The sequence below is a fragment of the Blastococcus sp. KM273128 genome (assembly GCF_021698975.1).
Taxonomy (GTDB): domain Bacteria; phylum Actinomycetota; class Actinomycetes; order Mycobacteriales; family Geodermatophilaceae; genus Blastococcus.
Genome location: NZ_SSXA01000055.1, coordinates 1 through 26789, shown reverse-complemented (window position 1 = coordinate 26789; position 26789 = coordinate 1). Strand labels below are relative to the sequence as shown.

General features: G+C 75.1%; 28 protein-coding genes and 1 pseudogene. 16 read left to right on the top strand and 13 right to left on the bottom strand.

Features of this window, described 5'->3' with window-relative positions:
* Positions 1–739 (top strand): OBAP family protein (locus tag E9529_RS15275; RefSeq protein WP_236832005.1); only part of this gene is annotated, 739 nt, incomplete at its 5' end.
* 9 nt (positions 740–748) lie between these two features.
* On the opposite strand, the gene E9529_RS15270 is transcribed toward E9529_RS15275, so the two are convergent.
* The 3 genes from E9529_RS15270 to E9529_RS15260 all read right to left on the bottom strand — a co-directional run bounded on the left by E9529_RS15270 (position 749) and on the right by E9529_RS15260 (position 2837).
* Positions 749–1255 carry an HhH-GPD-type base excision DNA repair protein gene (locus E9529_RS15270; RefSeq protein ID WP_236832004.1) on the bottom strand — a complete coding sequence of 169 codons (507 nt, stop codon included), beginning with the start codon at positions 1253–1255 and terminating at the stop codon, positions 749–751.
* Positions 1256–1431: 176 nt separating this feature from the next.
* Positions 1432–1941, bottom strand: a complete 510-nt coding sequence (locus tag E9529_RS15265; RefSeq protein WP_236832003.1) for a GNAT family N-acetyltransferase — start codon at positions 1939–1941, stop codon at positions 1432–1434.
* Positions 1942–1967: 26 nt separating this feature from the next.
* Positions 1968–2837 carry a DUF368 domain-containing protein gene (locus E9529_RS15260; protein ID WP_236832008.1) on the bottom strand — a complete coding sequence of 290 codons (870 nt, stop codon included), beginning with the start codon at positions 2835–2837 and terminating at the stop codon, positions 1968–1970.
* 447 nt (positions 2838–3284) lie between these two features.
* Here E9529_RS15260 and E9529_RS15255 point away from each other — a divergent pair, with 447 nt between their 5' ends.
* The gene (locus E9529_RS15255) at positions 3285–4949 is read left to right on the top strand and encodes a cation:proton antiporter (protein WP_236832002.1); all 1665 of its coding nucleotides are present in this window, start codon (positions 3285–3287) and stop codon (positions 4947–4949) included.
* 19 nt (positions 4950–4968) lie between these two features.
* Here the strand turns inward: E9529_RS15255 and E9529_RS15250 are convergent, their stop codons facing one another.
* The gene (locus tag E9529_RS15250) at positions 4969–5499 is read right to left on the bottom strand and encodes a hypothetical protein (protein ID WP_236832001.1); all 531 of its coding nucleotides are present in this window, start codon (positions 5497–5499) and stop codon (positions 4969–4971) included.
* 149 nt (positions 5500–5648) lie between these two features.
* On the opposite strand from E9529_RS15250, the gene dtd reads away from it, so the two are divergent.
* Positions 5649–6080, top strand: a complete 432-nt coding sequence (dtd, locus tag E9529_RS15245; RefSeq protein ID WP_236832000.1) for a D-aminoacyl-tRNA deacylase — start codon at positions 5649–5651, stop codon at positions 6078–6080.
* 277 nt (positions 6081–6357) lie between these two features.
* Complete coding sequence (gene sigB / locus E9529_RS15240) at positions 6358–7341, top strand: RNA polymerase sigma factor SigB (protein WP_308195289.1); 984 nt, start codon at positions 6358–6360, stop codon at positions 7339–7341.
* A gap of 236 nt (positions 7342–7577) precedes the next feature.
* Here the strand turns inward: sigB and E9529_RS15235 are convergent, their stop codons facing one another.
* Both E9529_RS15235 and E9529_RS15230 read right to left on the bottom strand, forming a co-directional pair.
* Positions 7578–10265: a bifunctional GNAT family N-acetyltransferase/acetate--CoA ligase family protein gene (locus tag E9529_RS15235; RefSeq protein WP_236831999.1), complete on the bottom strand. Its 2688-nt coding sequence runs from the start codon at positions 10263–10265 to the stop codon at positions 7578–7580.
* Between the two features lie 66 nt (positions 10266–10331).
* A complete protein-coding gene (locus E9529_RS15230) occupies positions 10332–11513 on the bottom strand; it encodes an acetoin utilization protein AcuC (RefSeq protein WP_236831998.1) in 1182 nt (393 codons plus the stop codon).
* 157 nt (positions 11514–11670) lie between these two features.
* On the opposite strand from E9529_RS15230, the gene E9529_RS15225 reads away from it, so the two are divergent.
* Together E9529_RS15225 and E9529_RS15220 are read left to right on the top strand one after the other, a co-directional pair.
* Positions 11671–12396, top strand: a complete 726-nt coding sequence (locus E9529_RS15225; protein WP_236831997.1) for a metal-dependent transcriptional regulator — start codon at positions 11671–11673, stop codon at positions 12394–12396.
* 96 nt (positions 12397–12492) lie between these two features.
* On the top strand, positions 12493–14571 hold the full coding sequence (locus tag E9529_RS15220; RefSeq protein ID WP_236831996.1) for a S9 family peptidase: 2079 nt from the start codon (positions 12493–12495) through the stop codon (positions 14569–14571).
* Between the two features lie 8 nt (positions 14572–14579).
* Here the strand turns inward: E9529_RS15220 and E9529_RS15215 are convergent, their stop codons facing one another.
* From E9529_RS15215 to E9529_RS15205, 3 genes are all read right to left on the bottom strand, one after another.
* Entirely contained in the window at positions 14580–15674 is a 1095-nt protein-coding gene (locus E9529_RS15215) for a DUF4192 domain-containing protein (protein ID WP_236831995.1), read from the bottom strand.
* A gap of 79 nt (positions 15675–15753) precedes the next feature.
* On the bottom strand, positions 15754–16491 hold the full coding sequence (locus tag E9529_RS15210) for a hypothetical protein (RefSeq protein ID WP_236831994.1): 738 nt from the start codon (positions 16489–16491) through the stop codon (positions 15754–15756).
* A 35-nt stretch (positions 16492–16526) separates the two neighbouring features.
* Complete coding sequence (locus E9529_RS15205) at positions 16527–16820, bottom strand: Dabb family protein (protein WP_236831993.1); 294 nt, start codon at positions 16818–16820, stop codon at positions 16527–16529.
* A gap of 94 nt (positions 16821–16914) precedes the next feature.
* Here E9529_RS15205 and E9529_RS15200 point away from each other — a divergent pair, with 94 nt between their 5' ends.
* The 5 genes from E9529_RS15200 to E9529_RS15180 are packed head-to-tail and all read left to right on the top strand — an operon-like array spanning position 16915 to position 21844.
* Positions 16915–18168, top strand: a complete 1254-nt coding sequence (locus E9529_RS15200) for a glycosyltransferase family 4 protein (RefSeq protein WP_236831992.1) — start codon at positions 16915–16917, stop codon at positions 18166–18168.
* Entirely contained in the window at positions 18162–18935 is a 774-nt protein-coding gene (locus tag E9529_RS15195; protein WP_236831991.1) for a class I SAM-dependent methyltransferase, read from the top strand. The genes E9529_RS15200 and E9529_RS15195 overlap by 7 nt, the downstream gene beginning before the upstream one ends.
* A 10-nt stretch (positions 18936–18945) precedes the next feature.
* On the top strand, positions 18946–20034 hold the full coding sequence (locus tag E9529_RS15190; protein WP_236831990.1) for a prenyltransferase: 1089 nt from the start codon (positions 18946–18948) through the stop codon (positions 20032–20034).
* Positions 20031–20915: a glycosyltransferase family 2 protein gene (locus E9529_RS15185; protein ID WP_236831989.1), complete on the top strand. Its 885-nt coding sequence runs from the start codon at positions 20031–20033 to the stop codon at positions 20913–20915. Before E9529_RS15190 ends, E9529_RS15185 begins: the two co-directional genes overlap by 4 nt.
* Positions 20912–21844, top strand: a complete 933-nt coding sequence (locus E9529_RS15180) for a glycosyltransferase family 2 protein (protein WP_236831988.1) — start codon at positions 20912–20914, stop codon at positions 21842–21844. Before E9529_RS15185 ends, E9529_RS15180 begins: the two co-directional genes overlap by 4 nt.
* Before the next feature lie 58 nt (positions 21845–21902).
* Here the strand turns inward: E9529_RS15180 and E9529_RS15175 are convergent, their stop codons facing one another.
* From E9529_RS15175 to E9529_RS15160, 4 genes are read right to left on the bottom strand one after another with little or no spacing between them, the layout of a single operon-like run.
* Positions 21903–22235 carry a TraR/DksA C4-type zinc finger protein gene (locus tag E9529_RS15175; protein ID WP_236831987.1) on the bottom strand — a complete coding sequence of 111 codons (333 nt, stop codon included), beginning with the start codon at positions 22233–22235 and terminating at the stop codon, positions 21903–21905.
* A gap of 42 nt (positions 22236–22277) precedes the next feature.
* On the bottom strand, positions 22278–22913 hold the full coding sequence (locus tag E9529_RS15170) for a class I SAM-dependent methyltransferase (protein WP_236831986.1): 636 nt from the start codon (positions 22911–22913) through the stop codon (positions 22278–22280).
* Positions 22910–24187 (bottom strand): YibE/F family protein, encoded by a 1278-nt coding sequence (locus tag E9529_RS15165; RefSeq protein ID WP_236831985.1) that lies wholly within the window; start codon positions 24185–24187, stop codon positions 22910–22912. The genes E9529_RS15170 and E9529_RS15165 overlap by 4 nt, the downstream gene beginning before the upstream one ends.
* A gap of 42 nt (positions 24188–24229) precedes the next feature.
* Positions 24230–24673 (bottom strand): STAS domain-containing protein, encoded by a 444-nt coding sequence (locus E9529_RS15160; protein ID WP_236831984.1) that lies wholly within the window; start codon positions 24671–24673, stop codon positions 24230–24232.
* A gap of 176 nt (positions 24674–24849) precedes the next feature.
* Here E9529_RS15160 and E9529_RS15155 point away from each other — a divergent pair, with 176 nt between their 5' ends.
* From E9529_RS15155 to E9529_RS15135, 5 genes and pseudogenes are all read left to right on the top strand, one after another.
* Positions 24850–25350 (top strand): Hsp20/alpha crystallin family protein, encoded by a 501-nt coding sequence (locus tag E9529_RS15155; protein ID WP_236831983.1) that lies wholly within the window; start codon positions 24850–24852, stop codon positions 25348–25350.
* 112 nt (positions 25351–25462) lie between these two features.
* The gene (locus tag E9529_RS15150; RefSeq protein WP_236832006.1) at positions 25463–25801 is read left to right on the top strand and encodes a helix-turn-helix domain-containing protein; all 339 of its coding nucleotides are present in this window, start codon (positions 25463–25465) and stop codon (positions 25799–25801) included.
* 107 nt (positions 25802–25908) lie between these two features.
* On the top strand, positions 25909–26178 hold the full coding sequence (locus tag E9529_RS15145; protein WP_211435140.1) for a metal-sensitive transcriptional regulator: 270 nt from the start codon (positions 25909–25911) through the stop codon (positions 26176–26178).
* Between the two features lie 27 nt (positions 26179–26205).
* Positions 26206–26418 carry a heavy-metal-associated domain-containing protein gene (locus E9529_RS15140; RefSeq protein ID WP_236831982.1) on the top strand — a complete coding sequence of 71 codons (213 nt, stop codon included), beginning with the start codon at positions 26206–26208 and terminating at the stop codon, positions 26416–26418.
* A gap of 13 nt (positions 26419–26431) precedes the next feature.
* Positions 26432–26789, top strand: a pseudogene (locus E9529_RS15135) (hypothetical protein); the annotation flags it as partial.

Here is a 26789-nt window from a genome sequence, read left to right as displayed (position 1 = left end):
CCCCACCCCCCCGGGAGAACCGGTGAACCCGAGCATTCCGGCCCGCCCCAGCCCGATCCGCCCGGCGGGTGAGGACAAGGGGGCATGGCTCGCGCTCCTGGAGCAGGGGTCGCACCTGCTCCAGGAGACGACGCCCCTCAAGGGCTTCCACGTCTACGTCGTCGGCTTCCACCCGGCGAAGGACGACCCCGCCATGCAGATGGAGGCTCACCACTTCTGCCGGGTGGTCAACGACGACCTGCTGCAGTGCGTGCTCTTCGACGGCAACACCCGCGAGGCGAACCTCATCGGCGTGGAGTACATCGTCAGCGAGAGGCTGTTCGGGACGCTCCCCGAGGAGGAGCGGGGCTACTGGCACCCGCACAACTTCGAGATCCTCTCCGGGCAGCTCGTCGCCCCGGGGCTGCCGGAGGTGGCCGAGCGCGCGTTCATGCGGCGGCTGGTCAACTCGTACGGCAAGACGTGGCACACCTGGCACACCGGCCGCCACGACGGCGAGCCCGGCACAGCCCTTCCCCTCGGCGACCCGAAGCTGATGTGGTCGTTCAACCGCGAGGGCGAGTGCGACGAGGCGATCAAGGAGCACCGCAACACCCACATGGGCATCGACGCGGAGGAGAAGCGCGCCCGCCGCCAGGAGTTGCTCCCCCACGCCCACCCGCAGTCGGGCGTGGACGTGCTGGCGGACGCCTTCCCCGGCAGCACGCCGGTGCCCGGGGTCGTCGACGCGGGCCGCTAGCTCCTGGGGTCAGCGCTGGGCGGCGGCCTTCTTCGCGGCCTTCTGCTCCTGCTTGAAGGCCCGCACCTCGGCCAGCGACTCGGGGCCGGTGATGTCGGCGACCGAGCGCCGGGAACCGTCGGCCCCGTAGTCACCTGCCGCCTCCCGCCAGCCGGCCGGGGTGACGCCGTACTGCTTGCCGAGGAGGGCGAGGAAGATCTTCGACTTCTGCGCGCCGAAGCCGGGCAGGCCGGTCAGCCGCTTCAGCAGGGTGGCGCCGTCGCAGCCGTCGGCCCACAGCCCCTCGACGCGGCCGTCGTACCGCTCGACCAGCGCCCGGCACACCTCCTGGGTCCGGCCCGCCATCGACCCCGGGTAGCGGTGCAGGGCCGGCGGCCCCTGGAAGACCCGGGTCAGCTCGTCGGGGTCCATCGCCGCGAGCTGCTCGGCCGAGAGCGTGTCGACGCCGAGCCGGTCGGCCAGCAGCCGCGGGCCGGCGAACGCGCGCTCCATCGGGAACTGCTGGTCCAGCAGCATGCCGATCAGCAGCGCGAGCGGGTCGCGGCTCAGCAGCTGTCGGCGGCGGGGTCCTGGGCGATGCGGAGGGTCGGCACACCGGAGATGGTGCCGTACGGCGAACCCGGCGCAATCACGGCCGAGCACCGCCAGGCCCGGTCGGCGACGACGCCGGCCATGGACCGCCGGGGGACCGATCACCGACCATGCGACGTGCCGCGCACCATGCGGATCTCGCGGACCCCTCCCTCGACCTGGACCGCCCCGTCAGCGACGAAGCCGTGCTTGCGGTAGAACGCCTGCGCCCGAGGGTTCGGGTCCGCCACCCACAGAGCCACCGATTCCTCCGGATCGACGACCGCCTCGAGGAGCGCCGGCCCAGCTCCCGTGCCGTGGTCGGCCGCAAGCACGTAGAGGACGTACAACTGCCTCGTCCACTCCGGCGCGGCTTCCAGGGGTGGGCCGGACATGGCGACCCCGACCAGCTCGCCGTCCCGCACGGCGACCGCCGCGCGGTTCTCGCGATAGCGCTCGTCGGTCAGCGCGGCGGACCAGAACCGTTCCCGGGCGACCAGGAGGCCCGGGTCGTCGAGCACCTCGTCCGTCATCAGTCCCCGGTAGGTCTCCTGCCAGCACCGCACGATGACGCGCGCCATCTGCGCGACGTCCTCGACCCGCGCTGGGCGGACCGTCGGTGCAGAACCCACCGACCGGATCGTAGGCCGCCGGTCGGTCAGCCCCCGCGGCGGTCCGGTGGGGTGAGGGAAGCGGCCACGTCCCGACGGTCGAGTCGCGCCTGCAGCACCACCGCGGCGGCGACCACGAGCCCGGCGGCGACGACGAGTGCGAGCATCGGCAGCGCTCCGTCGTCGGGCGCGAGCAGGCCCCGGTCGTCGTCCTGCCACGGCCACAGCGCCCGCAACGACCCCGCCATGAGGCCGGTCATGAGCGCCAGGGTCAGCGCATGGTGCCGGCGGAGGGCCATCTGCAGCACCTTGACGAACAGGCCGAGCCCGAGCGCCGCCCCCAGGGCGAAGGCGCCGACGTAGGCCAGGTCCCGGTCGTTGACCGCCGACAGGGTGGGCTCGTAGAGGCCGAGCGTCAGCAGCAGGAACGAGCCCGACACCCCGGGGAGGACCAGTGCGCAGATGGCCACCGCCGCGGCGAGGACGACGACCACCAGCGGCGGGTCCACGTCCGATCCCGGGGGCAGGCCGGTGAGCAGGAAGGCCGCGACGGCGCCCACCACCGCGGTGGCGACGTCCCGCGGTGCCCAGCGGCCGACCATCCGGACCGGCACGACGATGGAGACGAGCACCAGCCCGAAGAAGACCGCGCGGGCCCCGACGGGGTGGTCCTCGATGACCGGCTCCAGCAGCCGGGCGCCGACCAGGACGGCGACCACCATCCCGACGAGCACCGGGACGATCGTCGTCCAGTGCGCCTGCTTCACAGCATCCCGGGCCGACGTCCACCGCTTCGTGACCGCCAGGCGCAGGGCGGCCACGACGTGGCCGGCACCGTCGATCAACCGTTCGTAGATCCCGAGGACGAGAGCGACGGTGCCCCCGCTGACCCCGGGTACGACCTCGGCGACGCCCATCGCCACGCCCCGGAGGACATGACCCGGAGCAGCCGTCAGACGTGACTCCGGGATGGGTGGGGCGGTACTGCCGGACTCCTCTGGACGCACCGCGGGGAGGCTACCTCCTGGCAGGGGACGGCTGCTGACACCTGCGCCGCTCCGGTCACGAGGGGGTGGTCCGGCGCACGCCCCGGACGCCGCGGGCGTTGGTCCCGCGGCACCCCGCCGAAGGGCCCTCATCCCCCGTCCGGCCCGGTGACCAGGGTGGGAGGTGCCCTCCTCGGAACGGCACCGCCCCACCCCGATGGCGGGACACCCCGAGCTCCCGGTGGTGCCACCGCGCATTCGGTACCGTCGTCGGATCCTGCGACCCGTCGTGAACGCGGCGCCCGCCGTCGTTCCCCGCCGGAACCGGCTGCCGGCGCTCCACGGGTCGGTCTGAGCCAGGTCGCCGGAGGAGCCGCCGTGTTCGAGCACGAGTTCCACGTCATCGCCGCGCTGCTGGCGCTCGCCGCCGTCATCGCCGCGGCCGCCGTGAAGCTGCGCCAGCCGCTGATCATCAGCTTCATCGCCGTCGGCATCGCGGTCGGCCCGGTAGGGCTGGGCTGGGTCGAGGAGAACGACCAGGTCGCGCTCCTCGCCGAGCTGGGCATCGCGCTGCTGCTGTTCCTGGTCGGCCTCAAGCTCGACCCGCACCTGATCCGCACCACCGGGCCGGTGGCCGTCGCCACGGGGCTCGGCCAGGTCCTCTTCACCTCGGTGATCGGCTTCGGGCTGGGCCTGCTGCTGGGCCTCACGCCCGTCGAGGCGGTATACGTCGCGGTCGCGCTGACGTTCTCGAGCACGATCATCATCGTCAAGCTGCTCTCCGACAAACGGGAGATCGACCAGCTGCACGGCCGCATCGCCGTGGGCTTCCTCATCGTCCAGGACATCGTCGTCGTCCTGGTGATGATCACGCTGACCGCCGCTGGCACCGCCGGGCAGGGCGACGACCTGGCCGTCGACCTGGCGCTGGTCCTCGGCAAGGGCGTCCTGTTCGTCGGCGGCATCTTCCTGGCCGTGCGGTACCTCCTGCGGCCTGCGCTGGCCTGGATGGCCCGGTCCAAGGAGCTGCTGGTGCTGTTCGCCCTGGCCTGGGGCATCGCGCTGGCCGGCCTCGGGGACGGGCTGGGCTTCAGCATCGAGGTGGGCGCCTTCCTGGGCGGCATCTCCCTCGCCTCCACCCCCTACCGCGAGGCGATCAGCTCGCGGCTGATCAGCCTGCGGGACTTCCTGCTGCTGTTCTTCTTCATCGACCTGGGCTCCCGGCTCGACTTCGCCGACGCCGGCAGCCAGTTGGTCGCCGCCGCCGTCCTCTCGGCGTTCGTGCTGATCGGCAACCCGCTGATCGTCCTCGTGATCATGGGCATGATGGGCTACCGGAAGCGGACCAGCTTCCTCGCCGGGCTCACCGTCGCGCAGATCAGCGAGTTCTCCCTGGTGCTGGCGGCCCTCGGCCTGGGCCTCGGGCACATCACCGGCGACGTCGTCGGGCTGATCACCGTGGTCGGCATCGTCACGATCGCCCTCTCGACCTACCTCATCCTGTACTCGGCGCCGCTGTACGCCCGCCTCGCGCCGCTCCTGTCGGTGTTCGAGCGCCGGCACCCGCGCCACGGGGAGGGCGTCAGCGGGGAGGAGTCCACGGTGGACGTCGTCGTCGTCGGCGCCGGCCGCTACGGCGGCCGCCTCGTGCGGCGGCTGCTCGACCGGGGCGTGCGGGTCCTGGTCGTGGACACCGATCCGCAGGCGCTGGAGGACATCGGGCACGCGGGCGCCCAGACCCTGTACGGCGACGCCGAAGAACCCGAGCTCATCGACGCGCTACCCCTGCGCGGCGCCACGTGGGTGGTCAGCACCGTGCCCGACCGGTCGGTGAACCTCGCCCTGCTGCACGGGCTGGGTCAGGGCGACTTCGCGGGCTCGGTCGCCCTGACCGCGCACAACGACCACGATGCGCAGCGCCTCGAGGCGGCCGGGGTCGACGTCGTCCTGCGGCCGTTCCACGCGGCCGCCGACCGCGGGGCCGAGCTCCTGCTCGACAGCGCCCGCGTCGGCGGGCAGCCCGGCGGCCCCGTCACGGGGTGAGCCGCCGGGCGCAACCCCCTCAGTCGCCGCGCCCGCCCCCGCGACCGCCGGGACCCCGCTCCTCGTCGGCGACCCGCTCGGCCACCCGCTCCTCCAACCCGGCGAGGCGCTCGTCGGCCTCCTCCTGCGTGAGGCGGCCCTCCTCCACCGCCTCGGCCAGGCGTTCCTCGTGCGCCGCCACGAGCGCGTCGACGAGGGTGCCGACGGCGACGCCCTGCTGCTCGGCGACGTCGGCCAGGGAGGTGCCCTCGGCGGCCAGCGCCGCCCGCAGCTCCTCCTCGGTCAGGTCGAGGGCCGCCGCGGCCGCAGCGAGCCCCGGCCGGCCCCCGTGGCCGCCGACCGGGCCGCTCGCCGCGAGGGTCGCGGCCACCTCGTCGGCCTGGGCTCCGGTGATCGAGCCGTCCTCCACCAGCCCGGCCAGGGCGTCGCGGATCCGGTCCTCCCGGGCCGCCGGGGCCTCGCCGTCGGCCAGCGCCGGCACGGCGACCGCCAGCCCCCCGCCCAGCGCCAGCGCCCCTGCGGTGGACGCGATGATCAGTCTCCTGCGCACGTTCCCCTCCTCGGTCCGGACCGGCCGGTGGTGACCGGTCCGGCAGCAGCCTGGGCACCCCGGCTGTGCTGCACCTGTGCGCCGGCCGGGCGGCTCTCTGTGAGCCGGCCGACCTGCGCCGCCGTCCCGTCGTCGGGGAGGATGCGCTGGTGAGAGCGGTGGTGAGCCGGGTCGCTGCAGCGGCTGTAACGGTCGAGGGGGCCGTGGTCGGCGAGATCGGGCCGGGGTTGCTGTCACTGGTCGGGGTGGGCCGGGACGACGACGCCCAGCGGGCGCGGGCGATGGCCCGCAAGATCCACGAACTGCGCATCTTCGCCGGCCCCGACGGCGCCGTCTCGGCCTCGGACCTCGGGTTGCCGGTGCTCGTGGTCAGCCAGTTCACCTTGTACGCCGACACCCGCAAGGGACGGCGGCCGTCCTGGCAGGACGCGGCGCCGGGTGAGCTGGCCGAGCCGCTCGTCGAGGAGGTCGTCGCTGAGCTGCGCCGCCGGGGCGCCACCGTGGCCACGGGCGTCTTCGGCGCGAGCATGCGGGTCTCGTCGGTCAACGAGGGGCCGATGACCCTGCTGCTGGAGGTCTGACCCGCCGCAGCCGTCATGCGAATGACATGTCTGGGCTTCTCCGTCGGCGGGTACCGGAGGTGACCGAAGACACTCCCTGTCGGTTTGCTGTGAACGACCGGATCGTGGAACACCGGACACCTCAGTGGCCGTTGTGCAGGGCGTACCACACCGGACAGAGAAGAGCGGGACCGGCCGGTGACCCCGGAACCGTGACCCCGCTCCACGCCTGGACCGCACCGCCGCCACCGACGCCCGGCGGGTGCATCCGAAACCAAGGCAAGGACGAAGACCCATCGTGACGCTGCTGCAGTCCTCCACCGACACCCTGGACGTGCGCACCCCCCGGCGGGAGCCCGACACCAGCGGGCTGGTCTCCACCGACCTCGTGCGCGTCTACCTCAACACCATCGGCAAGACCGCTCTGCTCACCGCGGAGCAGGAGGTGGAGCTGGCCAAGCGGATCGAGGCCGGCCTCTACGCCGAGCGGCTGCTCGCCGAGCAGGAGGGCCTGACGCCCGCCCGCAAGCGCGACTACAAGATCCTCGCCACCGACGGCAAGGCGGCCAAGGCCCACCTGCTGGAGGCCAACCTGCGGCTGGTCGTCTCGGTGGCCAAGCGCTACACCGGCCACGGCATGACGTTCCTGGACCTCATCCAGGAGGGCAACGTCGGCCTGATCCGCGCCGTGGAGAAGTTCGACTACACCAAGGGCTTCAAGTTCTCGACCTACGCCACCTGGTGGATCCGCCAGGCGATCACCCGGGCGATGGCCGACTCCGGGCGCACCATCCGGCTGCCCGTCCACCTGGCCGAGCAGGTCAACAAGGTGGTCCGCACCCGCCGGCGCATGCACCAGGAGCTCGAGCGCGAGCCCACCGCCGAGGAGCTGGGCCTGGAGCTCGACCTGCCCGAGGAGCGGATCACCGAGCTGCTGGAGTACAGCCGCGACCTGGTCAGCCTCGACCAGACCGTCGGCGCCGACGAGGAGTCGCGGCTCGGTGACTTCATCGAGGACGCCGACGCCGCCGTCGCCGAGGACGCCGTCGCCTTCCAGATGATGAAGGGCGACGTCCGCAACGTCCTCTCCACGCTGGAGGACCGCGAGCGCGACGTCGTCGTGCTGCGCTTCGGCCTGGACGGCGGCCAGCCGCGCACCCTGGAGCAGATCGGCAAGCAGTTCGGCCTCTCCCGCGAGCGGGTGCGGCAGATCGAGCGCGAGACCATGGCCAAGCTGCGCGACCCGCAGCGCGCCGACGCCCTGCGCGACTACCTGGCCTGAGAAAGACCCCTCTGCCCCCCACCGCACGCACGCTCGCGGCGGGACCCTGCAGAGGAGCCGTGCCAGCACACCGAGGGCCGGACACCTGCGGGTGGCCGGCCCTCGCTGCGTCCTCGCCGGCCCGGACCTCCCGGCGATGATCATCGCCCCTGATCGTGCAGCCTCCTCCCTCAGCTCCGGCGGTGAGGGAGGACACCCGATGATCAGGTGGGCTGATCATCGCGGGCCGAGACGGGTCAGATCGGGCTGCGCATGCGGCGCGGGCCCGGGTCGACGCGTGCGGTCGGCGGGCCCACCAGCCCGGTCCCGCCCGCGACCACCAGCGAGCGGCCGCCGTGCCACGGGTTGGCCGGTCCGACGATCACCGGCTCCAGCGTCAACCGCAGCACCTCCGGCAGGTCGTCGGCCAGCCGGGCCACCCGCAGCAGCAGGTCCTCCAGCGCGGCGAGGTCGACCGGCTCGGACCCGCGGTAGCCGTTCAGCAGCGGAAACGCCTGCGGCGAGCGCACCAGCTCCGCGGCGTCCAGGTCGGTGAGCGGCAGCGTGCGGTAGGCGCGGTCGCCCAGCAGGTCGGTGGCGACGCCGCCGAGCCCGAAGCTGACGAGGGCGCCGAACGACGGGTCGTCGACGATCTCCACGACGGTGGCGACGCCGGGGGCCGCCATCTCCTGCACGATCACCGGGTCACCGGACGGGATGGCGGCGAACGCGGTGCGGACCGCCTCGGCGTCGGCCAGGTCCAGCCGGACGCCCCCGAGGTCGGACCGGTGCCGCAGCCACGGTGCCGTCGACTTCAGCACCACCGGGTATCCGACCGCGTCGGCGGCCGCTACCGCCTCCTCCGCGTCGGTGACCGTGCGGGTGCCCAGCAGCGGCACGCCGTACGCGGCCAGCAGGCCGATCAGCTCGTCGTCGGTGAGCTCCCGCCCGCCCGGCGAGTCCGCGAGCGCGGCCCGGACGATGCGCTCGGCGGCCGCCTCGTCGACGTCGGGCAGCTCCGGCACGTCGCCGACCGGGCGGCGGCGCCACTGCGCGTACTCGCACACCTTGGCCAGGGCGATGACCGCCCGCTCCGGCGTGCTGTAGGAGGGGACGGACCCGCGCGCGGGCATGCCGTGCTCGTCGGGCACGGTGAGCTCGGGCGGGATGCCCTCCGTCGACAGGAAGCTGGCCACGATCGGCTTGGCCGACCGCACCGACACCTCCCGCAGCGCGGGCCCGTACTCCTGCGAGCCGGCCATCAGCGGCGGCAGGAACACCGCGACGACCGCGTCGACGCCGTCGTCGTCGACCGCCGCCTGCAGGGCCGCGCGGAACTCCTCGGGCGTCCCCCGCACCCCGATGTCGACCGGCGCCTCGTGCGCCAGCTCCATCCCCTCCTCGAGGACGGCGTCGGCGACGAGCACCCCGATGGCGGTGGAGTTGCCCACGACCGCGACCCGGCTCCCGGCCGGCAGCGGCTGGTGGGCCAGCAGCATGCCGACGTCGAACAGCTGCGCCACGGTGTCCACCCGGATGACGCCGGCCGAGGCGAACAGCGCCGCCACCGACTGCTCGGGGACCGCCACCGACGTCCCGGCCAGGCCCGGGGTGACCCCGACGTGCCGGCCGCTCTTCACCGCGACGACCGGCTTGGTGCGCCCCACGGTGCGGGCGAGCCGGGCGAACTTGCGCGGGTTGCCGAAGCTCTCCAGGTGCAGGAGGACCACCTCGGTGCCCGGGTCGGTGGCCCAGTACTGCAGGAGGTCGTTGCCGCTCACGTCGGCGCGGTTGCCGGCGGAGACGAACGTCGACAGCCCCATCCCGCGGCTGCGCGCCCGCTCCAGCAGGGCCACGCCGAGCGCCCCCGACTGCGCGAAGAACCCGACGCGGCCGCGCCCGGGCACCATCGGCGCCAGGCTGGCGTTGAGCCGCACCTCCGGGTCGGTGTTCACCACGCCCAGGCAGTTGGGGCCGACGACGCGCATGCCCGAGGCCCGCGCGGCGGCGACCAGCCGGCCCTCGGCCGCCCGCCCCTCGGGCCCGGACTCGCCGAAGCCGCCCGAGATGACCACCAGGCCGCGGACCCGCTTGCGGCGGCACGCCTCCACCACGCCGGCCACCTCGTCGGCCGGCACGGCGAGGACGGCCAGGTCGAGGTCGTCGGGGATGGACTCGATGTCGGCGTAGGCGGGGACGCCGCGGACGTGCCGGGTGCCGGGGTTCACCGGGTACACCGGCCCCGCGAAGCCGTAGTCCAGCAGGTGCCGGAGCACCGCGTTGCCGATCTTGCCGTCGTCGTTGCTGGCCCCCACCACGGCGACCGAGGACGGCGTCAGCAGTCGGGCGATCGACCGCGACTCGCTGCGCTGCTCGCGCTCGTAGGCGACGGCGAGCGCGTCCTCGGTCTGCTCGATGGGGAAGGTCAGGTGGACGACGCCGTCCTCGTAGCTGCGCTCGGCCTTGTAGCCGGCGTCGCGGAAGACCCGCACCATCTTGCTGTTCTGCGCGAGCACCTCGGCGACGAAGCGCTTGATGCCCCGCTCGCGGGCCGCCGCGGCGAGGTGCTCCAGCAGCACCGACCCCAGCCCCCGCCCCTGGTGGGCGTCCTCGACGAGGAAGGCCACCTCGGCGTCGTCGGTGTCGGGGTAGCGGTCGTAGCGACCGACGGCGATGACCTGGTCGCCCAGGAGCACGACGAAGGCCACCCGGGAGTCGTGGTCGACGTGGGTGAAGCGGTGCAGGTCCCGCTCGGAGAGCCGCTTCATCGGCCCGAAGAACCGGTAGTAGCGGGTCTGGTCGCTGCTGCGCTCCATCAGGCCGTTGAGTCCGTCGGCGTCCTCCGGGCAGATCGGGCGCAGGTGCACGGTCCCGCCGTCGGCGGCGACGATGTCGGCCTCCCACCCCGGCGGCGGCGCGGGAGGGGCGGATTCTTCGGTTGTCACAGCAGCCTCCGGCCGCCCAGCAGGGCCCCGCCGCGAGCTTGCGAGTGGTGGGGAGCTGGGTGGTCCTTAATCACGGGGGTCGTCCGGGTCGAGGCCGAAGTAGGGGAAGCTCGCGCGGCGGGTGCGCATGATGGCGCGGTCGACGCGGGACTCGGTGAAGGTGTCCCAGCGGGAGAAGCCGGTGTAGCCGCCCTCGGTCATGTGCGTCGGCGGGCGGGCGCGCAGGCCGCGGCGCAGCACGTCCTCCCGCCAGGACTCCGGGATCTCGGTGGCCGGGTCCAGCTTCGCGCCGCCGGCCTCGGCGATCAGGTGGGTCCAGGCGCGCGGCACGCAGCGCACCAGGCCGTACCCGCCGCCGCCCAGGGCGATCCACCGGCCGTCGCAGATCTCGTGGGCCAGTTCGTGCATGGCCTTGTAGCTGGCGCGCTGCCCGTCGACGGTGAGCGCGAGGTCGGCCAGCGGGTCCTCGTGGTGGGCGTCGCAGCCGCACTGGGTCACGATGATCTGCGGCTGGAACGCCTTCAGCACGCTGGGGACGACGGCGGTGAACGCCCGCAGCCACGACGAGTCGTCGGTGCCGTTGGGCAGGGCCAGGTTCACCGCACTGCCCAGCGCCTTGTCGGGGTCGCCGGTCTCCTCGGGGAAGCCGGTGCCCGGGAACAGCGTCAGCGGCGTCTGGTGCACGCTGACCGTGAGCACCCGGGGGTCGTCGTAGAACGCCGCCTGGACGCCGTCGCCGTGGTGGACGTCGAGGTCGACGTAGGCGATCCGCTCGTAGCCCTGGCCGAGCAGCCAGGCGATGGCGACGGCGGCGTCGTTGAAGACGCAGAAGCCCGACGCCGACCCGCGCATCGCGTGGTGCAGGCCGCCGGAGATGTTCACCGCGTGCTGCGCGGCGCCGCTGTGCACCTGCTGGGCGGCGAGCACGCTGCCGCCGGTGATGAGGGCCGCGGCCTCGTACATCTCGGGGAAGATCGGGTTGTCCGCGGTGCCCAGGCCGTGGCCTACCCCCGGGTCGGCCGGCGCCTGCCGCACCGCCTCCAGGTACAGCGGGTCGTGCACGAGCGTGAGCAGGTCCTCGCCGGCCGGTTCGGGCTCCAGCACGCGCAGCCGGTCGGAGGCCAGCAGGCCCAGGCCGTCGGCCAGGCGCATCGTCAGGTCCAGCCGGACCGGGTGCAGCGGGTGGTCACCGCCCATCGTGTAGCCGAGCAGCGCGTCGTCCCAGACGACCGCGACCGAGTCGCTCACGCGCACCTCCCCTCACGGCGCGCCCGGCCGGGCGCGGTGGCTCGATCGCCGACGCTACCGGGTCAGGCCGCGCCGGGTGCGTCGCCGAGACCACTCCCGGACGGGCCGGTGGACGTCGCCCCGCCCCGTAGACTGGCCGCCGACACGGAGGAGACCTGTGAACGACCTCATCGACACCACCGAGATGTACCTCCGGACGATCTTCGAGCTGGAGGAAGAGGGCATCGTCCCGCTGCGGGCCCGCATCGCCGAGCGGCTGCACCAGAGCGGCCCGACGGTGAGCCAGACGGTCGCCCGCATGGAGCGCGACGGCCTGCTCACCGTCGAGGGCGACCGGCACCTGCAGCTGTCCGAGGAGGGGCGTCAGCTCGCCACCGCGGTCATGCGCAAGCACCGGCTCGCCGAGTGCCTGCTCGTGGACGTGATCGGCCTGGACTACGCCGACGTCCACGAGGAGGCCTGCCGCTGGGAGCACGTGATGAGCGAGGCGGTCGAGCGCCGCCTGCTCTCGCTGCTGGGCAACCCCACGGTGTCGCCGTTCGGCAACCCGATCCCCGGGCTGGAGGCCCTGCGCGGCGACGAGCCGCTGGGCGGCGAGACCTCCGCGGTGCTGGACTCCCTGACGCTGCTGTCCACGACCGCGACGGCCGAGGGGCGCCCGGTGGTGGTCCGCCGGATCAGCGAGCAGCTGCAGGAGAACGCCGAGCTGCTGCGCGCGCTGGCCGACCACGGGGTGCGCCCGGGCGTGACCATGACCGCGCAACTCGTCGAGGGCTCGGTGAGCCTCGACGGGTACGTCCTGCCGATGGGCGTGGCCCAGCACATGTTCGTCAGCGCCACCGACGAGGAGCTCACCCCGATCGAGGCCGCGCCGCTGCTCTGAGGTGCCGGGGCGGGAGCTGCTGCCGGCGCCCGGCGGGGGCGGCACCGGCTCACTACGGTGAGGCGGTCCCCCGCTGCCGCGTGAGAGAAGGCCCCGGTGAGCTCGTCCGCCCCTGCCCCCGACGACCCGGCCGGCGACCCGGCGCCCACGCCCTTCCACCGGCTGGCCGACTTCGTCGCGCTGCCCCGGATCGGCGGCCTGGCGCTCTCGCCGGACGGGACGCGGCTGGCGGTGCCGCTGCAGACGCTCGACCGCGAGGGCAAGAAGTGGCAGACCGCGCTGTGGGAGATCGACCCGCAGGGCAACCGGCCCGCCCGGCGGCTCACCCGCAGCGCCCCGGGCGAGTCCGCCCCGGCCTGGGCACCGGACGGCTCGCTGCTGTTCACCTCCGCCCGGCCCGATCCCGGTGCCGAGCCCGCGGCCGAGCCGAAGCCCGCCCTGTGGCGGCTGCCCGCCGACGGTGGTGAGGCCCGGCCGGTGCTGGCCCGGCCGGGCGGCATCGGCGGGTTCGCCGTCGCCGCCGGGAGCGGGGACGTCGTGGTGGTCTCCGCGACGTCGCCCGGTGGCTCCGCCCCGGAGGCCGACGAGGAGCGGCGCAAGGCGCGGGCCGACGCCGGCGTGTCGGCGATCCTGCACGAGTCCTACCCGGTGCGCTTCTGGGACCACGACCTCGGGCCGGCCGTGCCGCACCTGTTCTGGGCCGGGCAGCTGCTGGCCGACGAGCAGCCCGTCGGCGAGCAGCCGCCGGAGCTGCGCGACCTGACCCCCGACGCGGCGCCGCCGAACGGCTCCGGCGACGACGTCGACCTCTCCCCCGACGGCGCCCTCCTGGTCCGCACCGAGGAGGTCCCCGACGGCCCCGCCGGGTGGCGCACCCGCCTCGTGCTCGTCGACACCGCCTCCGGGGAGGCGCGGGTGCTCGTCGACGACCCGCTGGCCGACCTCCACGGCGCCGCCTTCTCCCCCGACGGCAGCCGGCTGGTGTGCGTGCGGGAGGCGATGTCCTCCTACGCCGAGCCGCCGGACTACACCCTGCTGCTGGTCGACGTCGCCGACGGCACGGCCCGCGACCTGACCCCCGGGTTCGACCGGTGGCCCAGCGCCCCGCAGTTCTCCGCCGACGGGGAGGCCGTCTACTTCCTCGCCGACGACGACGGCCGCCACGCACTGTTCCGCGTCCCGCTCGACGGCGGGGAGCCGGTGCGGCTCACCGCCGACGGCGCCTACAGCGACCTGCAGGTCGCCCGCGACGGCAGCGCCCTGTACGCCCTCCGGTCGGCGTACGACTCCCCGCCGCTGCCGGTCCGCCTGGACCCGGCGGCCCCCGTGCAGGACCCCGTTCCCCTGCCCACCCCGGTGGCGGTCGACCGGCTGCCCGGGACGCTGCACGAGCTGGACGCCACCGCCGCCGACGGTGCGCGGGTGCAGTCGTGGCTGGTCCTCCCCGAGGGCGCGTCGGCGGAGTCCCCCGCCCCGCTGGTGCTCTGGATCCACGGCGGCCCGCTGATGAGCTGGAACTCGTGGTCGTGGCGCTGGTGCCCGTGGGTGCTCGCGGCCCAGGGCTACGCCGTGCTGCTGCCCAACCCGGCGCTGTCCCAGGGCTTCGGCCAGGAGTTCGTGCGCCGCGGGTGGGGCGAGTGGGGCGGCGCGCCGTACACCGACCTGATGGCCGCGGTGGACGCGGCCGAGCAGCGGCCGGAGATCGACGGGACGCGGACGGCGGCGATGGGCGGCTCGTTCGGCGGCTACATGGCCAACTGGGTGGCCACGCAGACCGACCGGTTCCGGGCGATCGTCACGCACGCCAGCCTGTGGAACCTGGAGCAGTTCACCGGTACCACCGACGCCGCGTACTACTGGGAGAAGGAGTGGGGCGACCCCTTCACCGAACCCCGGCGGTACGAGCAGAACTCCCCGCACCGCTACGTGGACCAGATCCGCACCCCGGTGCTGGTCATCCACGGCGACAAGGACTACCGGGTGCCGATCGGCGAGGCGCTGGCCCTCTGGTACGGCCTGCAGAAGCGCGGCGTCCCGTCGAAGTTCCTGTACTTCCCCGACGAGAACCACTGGGTGCTGACGCCGGGGAACAGCCGCGTCTGGTACGAGACCGTGCTGGCCTTCCTCGCCGAGCACGTGCGGGACATGGAGTGGGAGCGGCCGGAACTGCTCTGAGGCCGGTTTCACGCGGGTGGACCGCCGGCCGGCGCGGGCTCCGCCGCACGCCCGATCAGGTCCCTCAGGCCCGCCGGCGGCAGGCACGCGTCCAGGGCCTTCCGGAGCAGCAGCGCGAGGGTGTACCCGGGATCGGCGTCCAGGGCGCGGTCCAGGGCGATGCCGGCCATCGCCCCGTCGCCGCGCAGCCACGCGCTGACCGCGAGCAGGGTCGCCGGCGCGGCGTCGAGCGGCGCGGGCACGCGCCGGGCGCACTCGGTCCAGAGCACCTCCGCCGCGGTCGCGTCCGCGCCGAGGGCCAGCTGGAGGGCGCGGTCGCGCACCCGGACGTCGCGCAGCGCCCAGCCCACCCCGGCGAGCTCGTCGTCGTCCAGCGGGCCCTCGCCGGCCGTCCCGGGCCGCGAGCGCGCGACCGCCCGCCGCACCGCGGCCCAGGACTCCTCGGCCAGCGCCGGCGCCCCGACCTCCCGCAGCCGGGCCGACCGGCCGGTGGCGGCTCGGACGCAGGCCGCCCGCATGCCCGGACCCGACCCGGGAGGGGGGTCCAGGCGCCCGGCCAGCGCCGCGCGGTCGGCCGCGACGACCTGCCCCGTGCAGACGGCGGCGGCCGCCAGCGCGCTCACCCCGGCCGGGAGCGGCGTCCCCGCCGCCGGCGCGCAGCACGCGTGCGGGCAGTCGTAGGACCACCAGCGCCCCCGCCGCACGAGCAGCACGTCGCGGGCCGCGATGCCGGCCGCCGCCAGCGCGAGCACGAGCTCGTGCACCAGCGCCCGGTGCGGTAGGCAGCCGGTCGCCTGCTCGCCGTCCGGACCGGGGTCGTCCGGTGCCTCGGACACCACCACGGCCAGCGCCGCCGCGGGCCCGTCGCTGCCCAGGCTGCGCACCAGCAGCCGTGCCAGCGGCGCCTCGTGACCGTCGGGCGGCAGGTCGCCGCGGACGGTCAGGCCGACGCGCCCGCCCGACGGCCCGCCGAGGCCGACCAGGACCACCGACTCGGCGGGGTGGAAGCCCAGCAGCTGCGGCAGGGCGGCGGCCACCTCCCCGGGGTCGGAGAGCCGGATCTCGAGCCGGTCGGCGGGCTGCTGGGCGGTGGGGAGGTCCATGACCACAGACCCTGTTCGCGCCCGCCCCGCCGCGGGCCCCTCGGATGGTGTCTGTGGACGAGCTCCCCGCTGTGGAAGCTCAGCCCAGCGCGTCGGCCTGCACCTGGTATGCCTGCTCGACCAGCTCGGCGAAGGCTGCCGGGTCCGCCGGTGCGACGCCGCCCAGGCCGGTGTCGAGGGTCAGCAGGAGCAGCAGCCGGTCGTCGTCCTCCACCGCCGCGATCAGCGTCGGCACCGTCACCTGCGACCCGTCGGGGGCGGCGATCGTGGTCGTGTACCGCAGCATCGCCGCGCCGTCACCCAGGTCGGCCAGCGGGAGCTCCTCGAAGGTGATCGTCGCCTCGCCGATCTGCGGGGCGACCAGCCGCGCCTCGGGGCACCGCTCGGCGGCCTCGGCCAGCTGCGCCGCGGCGTCCCCGGTCGGCCCGCCGCGCACCAGCATCTGCACCGTCGTCGCGGACCCGGTGGTGGCGCTCTGCGCGGCGACGTCCTCGAAGGCGTCCAGGGAGGGCTGGGTGCCGTCGACGGCGGCCCGGCAGCTCTCCGGGGTGATCTCCGCGTCCGCCCCGCCCGCGACGATGCCCGCCCCGGCGCGCAGCTGCTCCGGCGGGAGGGCCAGCACGGTGGCGTCCGGGCCGAAGGCGTCGGCGGGCAGCAGCCCCGAGGCGAGGTCGGGCGCCGCGGAGGCCCGCGCGGAGGACGCCGCCGCGGCCGACGAGGCGGCCGCGGCCGTGCGGTCCGAGGCGTCCTCGCCGCAGCCGGTGAGCAGCAGGGTGGCGGCCGACCCGGCGACGAGGAGGCGGCGTGCGGTGCGCATGCCCCCGACGCTAACCCCCGTCACCGCGCCGGCCGTCACACGCGGTGCTGGATCGCGCTCCGCGCGGCCAGGATGGGGCGCACGTGCTCGGCGATGACGGCCAGGTGCACGGGGTCCTGCGCGTAGCGGTGGAACGCCTCGACGTCGGGGAACTCGGCGATCAGCACGGTGTCGGCGTTGCCGTCGACCAGGTCGGCGTCGTCGGCGACGACCAGCGACGTCATCCCGCCCACCGAGCGCCGCAGCCCGCGGAGCGCCTCCACGGTCTGCGCCCGCCGCTCGGCGTCGGCATCCGGGGACCAGGTGAAGAGCACGACGTGACGGATCATGGGGGAACTCTGCCAGCCGCGCGCTCGTCCGGGCGGATGGTGCCCCTACCGGCTGGTAGCCGGAGGGCGGTGCGCGGTCGTTAGAGTCCGACCCATGGGACGGTCGTTGCGCATTGCACTGCTGTCCTACCGCAGCAAGCCGCACAGCGGCGGCCAGGGCATCTACGTGCGGGCGCTGTCCCGGGAGCTGCGCGAGCTCGGGCACCGCGTCGAGGTGCTCAGCGGTCAGCCCTACCCCGAGCTCGACGCCGGCGTGCCGCTCACCCGCGTCCCCAGCCTCGACCTCTACCGCGAGCCCGACCCCTTCCGCACCCCGCGCCCGTCGGAGATCCGCGACTGGGTGGACGTCGCGGAGTGGGCCACGATGTGCACCGCCGGCTTCCCCGAGCCGCTCACCTTCACCCTGCGCGCGGCGCGGCACCTGCTCCCCCGGCGCGCGGAGTTCGACGTCGTGCACGACAACCAGTCGCTCGGCTACGGCCTGCTGCGGCTGGTGCGGGCCGGCGTGCCCACCGTCGCGACGGTGCACCACCCGATCGCGATCGACCGCGACCTGGAGCTGGCGGCGGCACCGACGCTGCGCCGGAAGCTGACCCTGCGCCGCTGGTACGCCTTCACCCGGATGCAGGCGCGGGTGGTCCAGCAGCTGGACGCCGTCACCACCGTGTCGGAGAACTCCCGCCGCGACATCGCCGCGCACATGGGGCTGGCACCGGACCGGATGAGCGTCATCCCGGTGGGCATCGACCCCGACCGCTTCTCCCCGCCACCGACCGACCGGCCGCGCGAGGCCGCCTCGATCCTCGCGGTCACCAGCGCCGACGTCCCGCTCAAGGGGCTGGTGCACCTGCTGGAGGCGCTGGCCAAGCTGCGTACCGAGCGACCCGTGCGGCTGACCGTCGTCGGCACCGCGCGACCCGGGGGCCCGGCCGAGGCGGCGCTGGACCGGCTCGGCCTGCGCGACGCCGTCCGCTTCACCGGCCCGGTGCCCGAGGAGGAGCTGATCCGGCTCTACCAGGCGGCGACGCTGGTGGCCATCCCCTCCCTCTACGAGGGCTTCTCGCTGCCCGCGGTGGAGGCCATGGCGTGCGCCACCCCGCTGGTGACCACCGACGCCGGCGCGCTGCCCGAGGTGGTCGGGAGCAAGGCGGGCATCCGGGTGCGGGCCGGCGACGTCGAGGAGCTCACCGCTGCCCTGCAGCTGGTCCTGGACTCCCCCTCGCTGGCCGAGCAGCTGGGGCGCGCCGGCCGGCGCCGGGTCCTGGAGACCTACACCTGGCGGGCCACGGCCGAGCGCACCGCCGGCTGGTACGCCGAGACGCTGGACCGGAGGGGACGCCCGTGCTGACCGTCGACTACGACCGGCTCGACCTGCGGCCGGGGATGACCGTCCTCGACCTGGGCTGCGGCGAGGGGCGGCACGCGTTCGAGGCCTACCGGCGCGGCGCGCGCGTCGTCGCCGTCGACTGGGGGCAGCCGGAGGTCGAGACGACGAAGCGGTGGCTGGGCGCGATCGCCGAGGCGGGCGAGGCCCCCGAGGGTGCGCGCTTCGAGGTGGTGCGCGGCGACCTGCTGCACCTGCCCTTCCCCGACGCGAGCGTCGACCGGGTGATGGCCTCCGAGGTGCTCGAGCACATCCCGGACGACGCCACCGCGATGGCCGAGATCGCGCGCGTGCTCAGGCCGGGCGGCCGGGTGGCGGTGACCGTGCCCCGCTTCGGCCCCGAGCGGGTCTGCTGGGCGCTGTCGGACGCCTACCACGCCAACGAGGGCGGGCACATCCGCATCTACCGCGGGGACGTGCTGCGCGCCCGCCTCGCCACCGCGGGTCTCGTGCCCGGGGCCAGCCACCACGCGCACGCGCTGCACGCCCCGTACTGGTGGCTCAAGTGCGCCGTCGGCGTGGAGAAGGACTCCGCCGCGGTGCGCGCCTACCACCGGCTGCTCGTCTGGGACCTCACGAAGCGCCCCTGGCTGACCCGGACCGCCGAACGGGTGCTCGACCCGCTCATCGGCAAGAGCTTCGTGGTGTACGCCGACAAGCCCGCCGAGTCCGCGCAGGTCGCCGCCGCCGGGGCCGGGCTGGAGCGGGAGCGGTCCGCTGCGGCGCGCTGAGCGGGGCGCGGTGGCGCTGCCGGAGCTGCCCGGCGTGCTCGACGCCGACCAGGTGCGGCAGACCGTGGCCTGGATCGCCGGGGAGCAGCGCCGGGACGGCTCGCTCCCGTGGTTCGCCGGCGGGCAGCTCGACCCGTGGGACTCCGTCGAGGCGGCGATGGCGCTGGACCTCGGCGGCGAGCACGCCCGCGCCGCCGCCGCCTACCGCTGGCTGGCCGGCCGGCAGCGGGCCGACGGCAGCTGGGCGGCCGAGTACCGCGACGGCGCCGAGACCGCGCCCGCCGCGGAGAGCAACCACGCCGGCTACCTCGCCGTCGGCCTCTGGCACTCCTGGCTGACCACCGGCGACGAGGAGCTGGTCACCGGAGTGTGGCCCGCGGTGCGCGCCGGGCTGGACCTGGTGACCCGCATGCAGCTGCCCGGCGGGGCGGTCTCCTGGGCGCTGCGGCCCGACGGCACCCCCGACGACCTGGCGCTGCTGACCGGCAACGCCAGCCTGTTCCAGGCGCTGCGCTGCGGCCTGGCGCTGGCCGAGCTGGCGGGCGAGGCCCAGCCGGACTGGGAGCTCGCCGTCGCCGACCTCGGGACGGCGCTGCGCGGGCGGCCCGGCGCCTTCGCCGACCGGTCCCGCTACTCGATGGACTGGTACTACCCGGTGCTCGGGGGCGCGGTCACCGGCGAGGCCGCCCGCGACCGGCTGGCCGCCGGGTGGGACGCGTTCGTCGTGCCCGGGCTGGGCATCCGCTGCGTCGCGGACCGCCCGTGGGTCACGGGCGCGGAGACCTGCGAGCTCGCGCTCGCCCTCGTGGTCGCGGGGCAGCGGGACGCCGCCCTCGAGCAGGTCGCGGCGATGCAGCACCTGCGGGACCACGACGGCGCCTACTGGACGGGGTTCGTCTACCCCGACGACGCGCGGTGGCCCGTCGAGCGCACCACCTGGACGGCGGCGGCCGTGCTGCTGGCCGCGGACGCGCTGTGCGGCGCCTCCCCCGCCAGCGGGCTGTTCGCCGACCCGTGGGCCCTGCCCGCCGCGGGCATGGCCGATGCCACTCCCCCGGTTGGTTGGCTGGCGGGGGGTGCGGGCACGGTGCACCCGTGACCGCTCCTCCCCCCAGCTCCGGACCACCCGCACCGCCGTCGGCCGACGTCACCGTGGTCGTCGCCAGCCGCAACCGCCGCGACGACCTGCTCGCCACGCTGCCCCGCCACGAGGCGCCGGTCGTCCTCGTCGACAACGCCTCCACCGACGGGACGGTGGAGGCCGTCCGGCAGGCCCACCCCGAGGTCACCGTGCTGCCGCTGGACCGCAACGCGGGCGCCCACGGCCGGACGCTGGGCGCCGCGCGGGCCCGCACCCCGTTCGTCGCCTTCGCCGACGACGACTCCTGGTGGGCACCGGGCGACCTGGCCCACGCGGTGGAGGTCATGCGCGCCCACCCGCGGCTGGCCCTGCTCAACGCCCGCATCCTGGTCGGCCCCGGGGAGCAGCTGGACCCGGTCTGCGCGGAGATGGCCCGCAGCCCGCTGGGCACCGACGCCGACCTGCCCGGGCCCTCGCTGCTGGGCTTCGTGGCGTGCGCGGCGCTGGTGCGCACCGAGGCGTTCGAGGCCGTCGGCGGGTTCGACGAGGTGGTCCGGTTCCCCGGAGAGGAGGAACGGCTGGCCCTGGACCTGGCCGCCGCCGGGTGGGGGCTGGCCTACGTCGACGACGTGACCGTCCACCACCACCCCTCCCCGCGGCGCGACGCCCCCGGGCGCCGGCAGGCGGGGATCTGGCGCAGCCGGCTGCTCACCGCCGCGATGCGGCTCCCCGCCCGGGACGTCGTCCGGACGGCGGGGCAGGCCGTCCGCGCCGGGCGCCCGGGCGTGGAGGGGCTGCTCGCCGCGCTGCCCGACGCCCCCGCGGCGCTCCGCCGCCGGGAGCCGGTGCCGGCGTCGGTGCGCGCCGGGCTGCGCGTGCTGGCCGGGGAGTCGCGGTGAGCGGCGCCGGCGCCTCCGCGGCGCCCGCGGGGGGACCCGATCCGCGCGTCGCCGTCGTGGTGATCACCCACCAGCGGCGCGACGAGCTGCTGGTCGCCCTCGGGCGCCTCGTGGCCCTGCCCGAGCAGCCGCACGTCGTCGTCGTCGACAACGGCTCGACCGACGGCACCGCGGACGCCGTGCGCACCCGCTTCCCCCAGGTCGAGCTGGTCGCCAGCCCCGAGAACCTCGGCGCGGTGGGGCGGAACCTCGGCGTGGCCCGGCTGGACACTCCCTACGTCGCCTTCTGCGACGACGACACCTGGTGGGAGCCGGGCTCGCTGCGCGCCGCGGCCGACGTCCTCGACGCGCACCCCCGGCTGGCGGTCGTCACCGCCCGCATCCTGGTGGAGCCCGGGGGCACCGAGGACCCGATCGTCGCCGAGCTCCGCGACTCCCCCGTCGTCGGCGCCGGCTGGCTGCCCGGCCCGGCGCTGGGCAGCTTCCTCGCCGGCGCCAGCGTGCTGCGGCGGGACGCCTTCGACGAGGTCGGGGGCTTCTCCGAGCGGCTGTGGCTGGGCGGCGAGGAGGAGCTGATGGCCGGTGATCTCGCCGCCCGCGGCTGGGAGCTGTGCTACCTGGAGCAGCTGACCCTCCACCACCAGGCCAGCAGCGCGCGCGACCCGCACAAGCGGCGGGCCGACGGCATCCGCAACACGCTGTGGACCACCTGGCTGCGCCGCCCGCTCCGCCCGGCGCTGCGGCGCACGCTGCACCTGCTGCGCACCGTGCCGCGCGACCGGGTCACCGCGCTGGGGCTGGCACGCGCCGTCCGGGGCCTGCCGTGGGTGCTGCGCGAGCGGCGGGTGCTGCCCCCGCACGCGGAGGCCCGCTTCGCCGCGCTGGAGGAGGCGCAGCGGAACTCCACCGCCCGCCGCTACGTCAGTTAGGCCCCGTCCAGGGCACCGCCGGCGAGCGGGCGAGGGGTGGGGAGGACGGGGTCCTCCTTCAGCGGGCGCAGTCGATGCAGCTGCGGGCGGTGGGGCGGGCGGCGAGCCGCTCGGGCGCGATCGGCCGGCCGCAGGTCTCGCAGCGCCCGTAGGTGCCGTTCTCCACGGCGACGACCGCGACGTCGACGTCGGCCAGCCGGCGGCGCGCCTGCTCCAGCAGCGCGGCCACCTGCTGGCGCTCGAACGCGATCGTGGCGCCCTCGGGGTCGTGCTCGTCGTCGGCGTTGGATGCCTGCGACGCCGCGACGATCGCGTCGAACTCGCGGGTCAGCGCCTCGATCTGCGCCAGCGCCTCCGTGCGGGCGCGGGACAGGTCCTCGGGTGGGAGCACCGGGCCATCCTGCACCCGCCTGCCGACAGGACGGCGCGGGTCTCAGGCGGTGCGGCGCAGCAGCCGGAGCGACCCGGTGCCCGGCAGCTCCTCGAACTCCCCGCTGGCCAGCACCCGCCGGTACACCCCGTAGGGCGCCTGCCCGCCGTCGGCCGGGTCGGGGAAGACGTCGTGGATCGCGAGCGTGCCGCCGAGGGCGAGCTTGGCCACCCAGGCGTCCTGGTCGCGGCGCGCGGACTCCTCGGTGTGGCTGCCGTCGAGGAACAGCAGCGCGAGCGGCGTGCCCCACAGCGGGGCCAGCGTCTCCGACCGGGTGACGACGGCGACGACGACGTCCTCGGCGCCCGCCTCGGCGATGGTCCGGCGGAACCGCGGCAGCGTGTCGATCCGCCCGACGGCGGGGTCGACCAGCGACGGGTCGTGGTACTCCCAGCCGGGCTGGTGCTCCTCGGAGCCGCGGTGGTGGTCGACGGTCACCACCTGGCGGCCGGTCTCCCGCGCCGCGGCGGCGAGGTACAGCGCCGACTTCCCCATCCAGCTGCCCACCTCCAGCAGCGGGCCCGGGACGGGCACGGTGCGGGCGGCCTCGTAGAGGGCGCGGCCCTCGTCGTCGGGCATGAAGCCGGGGGCCGCCTGGGCAGCGGCGATGAGGTCGGTCACGGCCACAGCCTCGCTCATCGGGCGAACCTGGTCCGCAGGGCGGTCAGGCTGCGCTCGGTCGCCGCGCCGGCCTGGGTGTCCGCGGCCTTGGCGAAGAACGCGCCGGCCGCCGTCGTCACCGGGACGGCGAGCACCAGCGCGATCGCCCCGACCAGCGTCCGGATGACCTCCTCGGCCAGCGCCGCGCTGGTGACCAGCGTCCAGACGGGGGTGGCGTAGATCTCGAGCAGCAGCAGGAGGGGCAGCGCCGCCCCGGCGTAGGCGAAGACGATGGTGTAGACCGTCGAGGCGATGTGGTCGCGACCGACCGCCATACCGCGCGTGTAGAGCTCCCGCCAGGTCATCTCCGGGGAGACCTCGTGCAGCTGCCAGATCGCCGATGCCTGGGTGATGGTCACGTCGTTGAGCACGCCCAGGCCCGCCACCACGACGCCGGCCAGCACCAGCCCGGAGAAGTCCAGCGTCGGGTCGAAGCGCTGCAGCGTGAACGCGTCGTCGCTGGTGAGCCCGGTGAGCCGGGCGGCCGAGACCGCGAGCGACCCCATGACCGCGACCATGGTGAGCCCGAACAGCGTCCCCACCAGCGCGGTGGTCGTCCGCGCCGTGAACCCGTGGGCGAGGTAGAGGACGACGAACATGATCGCCGCCGAGCCGACCAGGCTGACCAGGGTCGGCGAGTCCTCGGTCAGCAGCCCGGGCAGCATGAACTGGAGCAGCACGAAGAACGCGAACGCCAGCCCCAGGAGGGACGCGAGCCCCCGGAGCCGCGCCACCACCCCGACGACCACGGCGAAGGCGACGGCCAGGACGATGATCGGGGCGTCCCGCGCGTAGTCGTAGAACGCGTACGTCGGGCCGCCCTCGGCGCCCGCGTCCCGGGTGAGCACGAGCGTGTCGCCCTCCGAGACACCGGCGGCGACCACCTCCGGCGGCATGTCGATCTGCTGGAAGTCGCCGGCCCCCTCGCCCCCGAGGACCTCCACGACCGCGGTGGCGCAGGTCTGCGGCGCGGCCGCGGGGTCGGGATCGAGGCCGCAGTCGAAGGTCTCGACCTCGATGATCCGCCCGTCGGGGTAGGTGGTCCCCGGCGGCAGCGCCTGCTCGGCCGCCAGCTCGGCGCGCGTCGGTTCCCCGCTGGGCCAGAGGGCGACCAGGCCGATCACCGTGGCCAGGCCGACGGGCACGAGCAGCAGGAGCATCAGCCAGACGGCGCGCCGCCGACGGCCGAGCGCCTCCTCGGTGGGCGGGGGCGCGTCCGGGTCGGGACCGTGGCTGTGGGCGTGCGACGACACCCGGTCAGGCTAGGAGCAGCGCCGCCCGGCGGGCGCGCCGGCTCAGGTGTGTCGGGGGTCCCGCGGGGCAGGCCCCCCGCCACCCGACGGCTCGGCGACCACCCGGCCGTCGTCGGCCACCACGGTGAAGCGGTGCCACAGCCCCGAGAGCTGCAGCGGCCGGGACACCGCGGGCGGCGGGTCGACCAGCACGGTGTCGATGGCCCGGGGCACGCCCAGCTTCTGCACCTGCACCAGCACCGCCAGGCCGGCGGAGTTCATGAACCCGATGCCGCGCAGGTCGAGCTCCACCCGCTGCAGGCCGTGCTCGGCGAGCAGCAGGTCGGTGAGGGTCCGCACCAGGGGGCGGCGGGCGGCCTCGGTGAGCTCCCCGCCGACGACCAGGCGCACGGTGTCCCCGTCGACCGTGTGCGTCACGGAGGGCTCGGCAGGCGGGGCGTCGTGGTCGGGGGCGGCGTGGCGCGGCGCGTCGTTGGTCTCTCCCACGGTGCCGTCCTGCCCCGTCGGCGGGGTGTTCACGCACCCGGCTCCGGGGAACGGCCGGGAACATTCCACGCGCGCAGACGTTTACACGAACGCACGACCGAGGTAATCTCCAGTTGCCACTAGAGGTTTACCTCGGGCAGCGAACACCAGCACGACCGTCACAGGAGGTTCCAGCCATGATGCTGACCGCTTACGACCCGTTCGCCGCCACGTCCGCCGCCTTCCGCGCGCTGGACCAGCTGACCGGTCGCGGCGGCTCCGCCACCGCCCGCCCGCTCTCGGGCATGCCGATGGACGCCTACCGCGTCGGCGACAACTTCGTCGCCCACTTCGACCTGCCGGGCGTGGACCCGGGCTCGATCGACCTCTCGGTCGAGGGCAACACCCTCACCGTGAGCGCCGAGCGCTCGGTCCCCCAGCTGGAGAACGCGGAGTGGACCATCGCCGAACGCCCGTTCGGCAGCTACACCCGCCAGCTCGTGCTCGGGCGCAGCCTCGACACCGACCGGCTCGAGGCCAGCTACCACGACGGGGTGCTGACCATCAGCATCCCGGTGGCGGAGAAGGCGAAGGCGCGCCGGATCACCGTGACCCGCGCCGACACCCCCGCCGCGGTGGAGGCCCGCACGATCGAGGGCGAGTCGCAGCAGGAAGAGGCCAAGGCGGTCGAGAGCTGACCGTGGCCTGACCGGCAGCACCGCAGGGGCCGGGCCCGTCCAGGGCCCGGCCCCTGCGCCGTTCGCAGCCCGTCCGCCGGGCCGCACCCCACCAGGAGAGGAGCGCGTGGCGATGGCACCCGAGGAGCAGGACCCGCTGCGCCGGCTCGACGACCCCGAGTACCCGGCGCTGACCATGAGCCAGGCGGCCGAGCTCCTCGGCGTCCAGGCCGCCTTCCTCCGCAGCCTGGACAGCTCCGGCATCCTCTCCCCGCACCGCTCCCCCGGCGGCCACCGGCGCTACTCCCGCCGCCAGCTGGCCCTGGCCGCCCGCATGCGGGGGCTGCTCGACGACGGCCACCCGGTCGCCTCCGCCGAGGTGATCGTCGGCCTCCAGGACGAGCTGGCGGCGGCGCGCGCCGACCTGGCCCGGCTCCGCGACCACCCGCCGGCAGTTGACAGGGAACCCTAGGGGGGTATGGTTCTTGCCGGGCGACGCAGGGCGCGACGCCCGGCAGGGAGGACGACGTGGAGACCACCGACGGTGCCTGCACCGGCCACGACCACGCGCACGGGTACATCCACCGCAAGGAGGACTACCTCAAGCGGCTGCGGCGCATCGAGGGGCAGGCCCGCGGCCTGCAGCGCATGGTGGAGGACGAGAAGTACTGCATCGACATCCTCACCCAGGTCTCGGCGATGACGAAGGCGCTCCAGGCGGTCTCGCTCGGTCTCCTCGAGGAGCACCTGAGCCACTGCGTGGTGGACGCCGCGCGGGCCGGCGGCCGTGAGGCCGAGGAGAAGGTCCGCGAGGCCACCGACGCCATCGCCCGCCTCGTCCGCTCCTGAACCACCCCGATCCCGAGAGGACCCCCTATGAGCACCACCGCCACCTGGACCGTGACCGGCATGACCTGCGGCCACTGCGTGAACGCCGTGACCGAGGAGGTCTCGCAGGTCCCCGGCGTCACCGGCGTCGAGGTCGACCTCGCCACCGGCGGGCTCACCGTCAGCAGCGAGGGGCCGGTCGACGACACCGCCGTCCGGGCCGCCGTCGAGGAGGCCGGATACGAGGTGAGCGGCCGCTGACGCGGCCGGCGCCATGAACACGCCCACGAAGATCGCCGCGTTCGCCGTCGGCCTGGTCGCCGTCTTCGGCGCCGCGGTCGGCGTGGGTTCCGCGGTCGGCCCGGTCGGCACGGTTGAGAGCGGCACCGGCGGCGGGCACGGGGACGGCGGGCAGGGGGACGCCGGGCACGGGGACGGCGGCCACGCCGAGGCCTCGGCGCCCGCGGCCGTGCCGGGTGGCCTGCAGGTGAGCGAGGACGGCTACACCCTCGCACTGGCCGACGCCACTGCCCCGGCCGGGCCCGCCACCGAGGTCGCCTTCCGCGTCCTGGGGCCCGACGGCTCCCCGGTGACGGCGTTCGAAGCCGACCACGACGTCGACCTGCACCTAG

What these genes read in the sequence shown, in the direction of transcription:
- E9529_RS15170 (WP_236831986.1), bottom strand. Translation starts at nt 22,913, where the DNA reads ATGAGCGAGGCTGTGGCCGTGACCGACCTCATCGCCGCTGCCCAGGCG.
- E9529_RS15205 (WP_236831993.1), bottom strand. Translation starts at nt 16,820, where the DNA reads ATGATCCGTCACGTCGTGCTCTTCACCTGGTCCCCGGATGCCGACGCC.
- E9529_RS15155 (WP_236831983.1), top strand. Translation starts at nt 24,850, where the DNA reads ATGATGCTGACCGCTTACGACCCGTTCGCCGCCACGTCCGCCGCCTTC.
- E9529_RS15270 (WP_236832004.1), bottom strand. Translation starts at nt 1,255, where the DNA reads ATGCTGCTGGACCAGCAGTTCCCGATGGAGCGCGCGTTCGCCGGCCCG.
- E9529_RS15140 (WP_236831982.1), top strand. Translation starts at nt 26,206, where the DNA reads ATGAGCACCACCGCCACCTGGACCGTGACCGGCATGACCTGCGGCCAC.
- E9529_RS15210 (WP_236831994.1), bottom strand. Translation starts at nt 16,491, where the DNA reads ATGCGCACCGCACGCCGCCTCCTCGTCGCCGGGTCGGCCGCCACCCTG.
- E9529_RS15215 (WP_236831995.1), bottom strand. Translation starts at nt 15,674, where the DNA reads ATGGACCTCCCCACCGCCCAGCAGCCCGCCGACCGGCTCGAGATCCGG.
- E9529_RS15260 (WP_236832008.1), bottom strand. Translation starts at nt 2,837, where the DNA reads ATGGGCGTCGCCGAGGTCGTACCCGGGGTCAGCGGGGGCACCGTCGCT.
- E9529_RS15200 (WP_236831992.1), top strand. Translation starts at nt 16,915, where the DNA reads ATGGGACGGTCGTTGCGCATTGCACTGCTGTCCTACCGCAGCAAGCCG.
- E9529_RS15150 (WP_236832006.1), top strand. Translation starts at nt 25,463, where the DNA reads ATGGCACCCGAGGAGCAGGACCCGCTGCGCCGGCTCGACGACCCCGAG.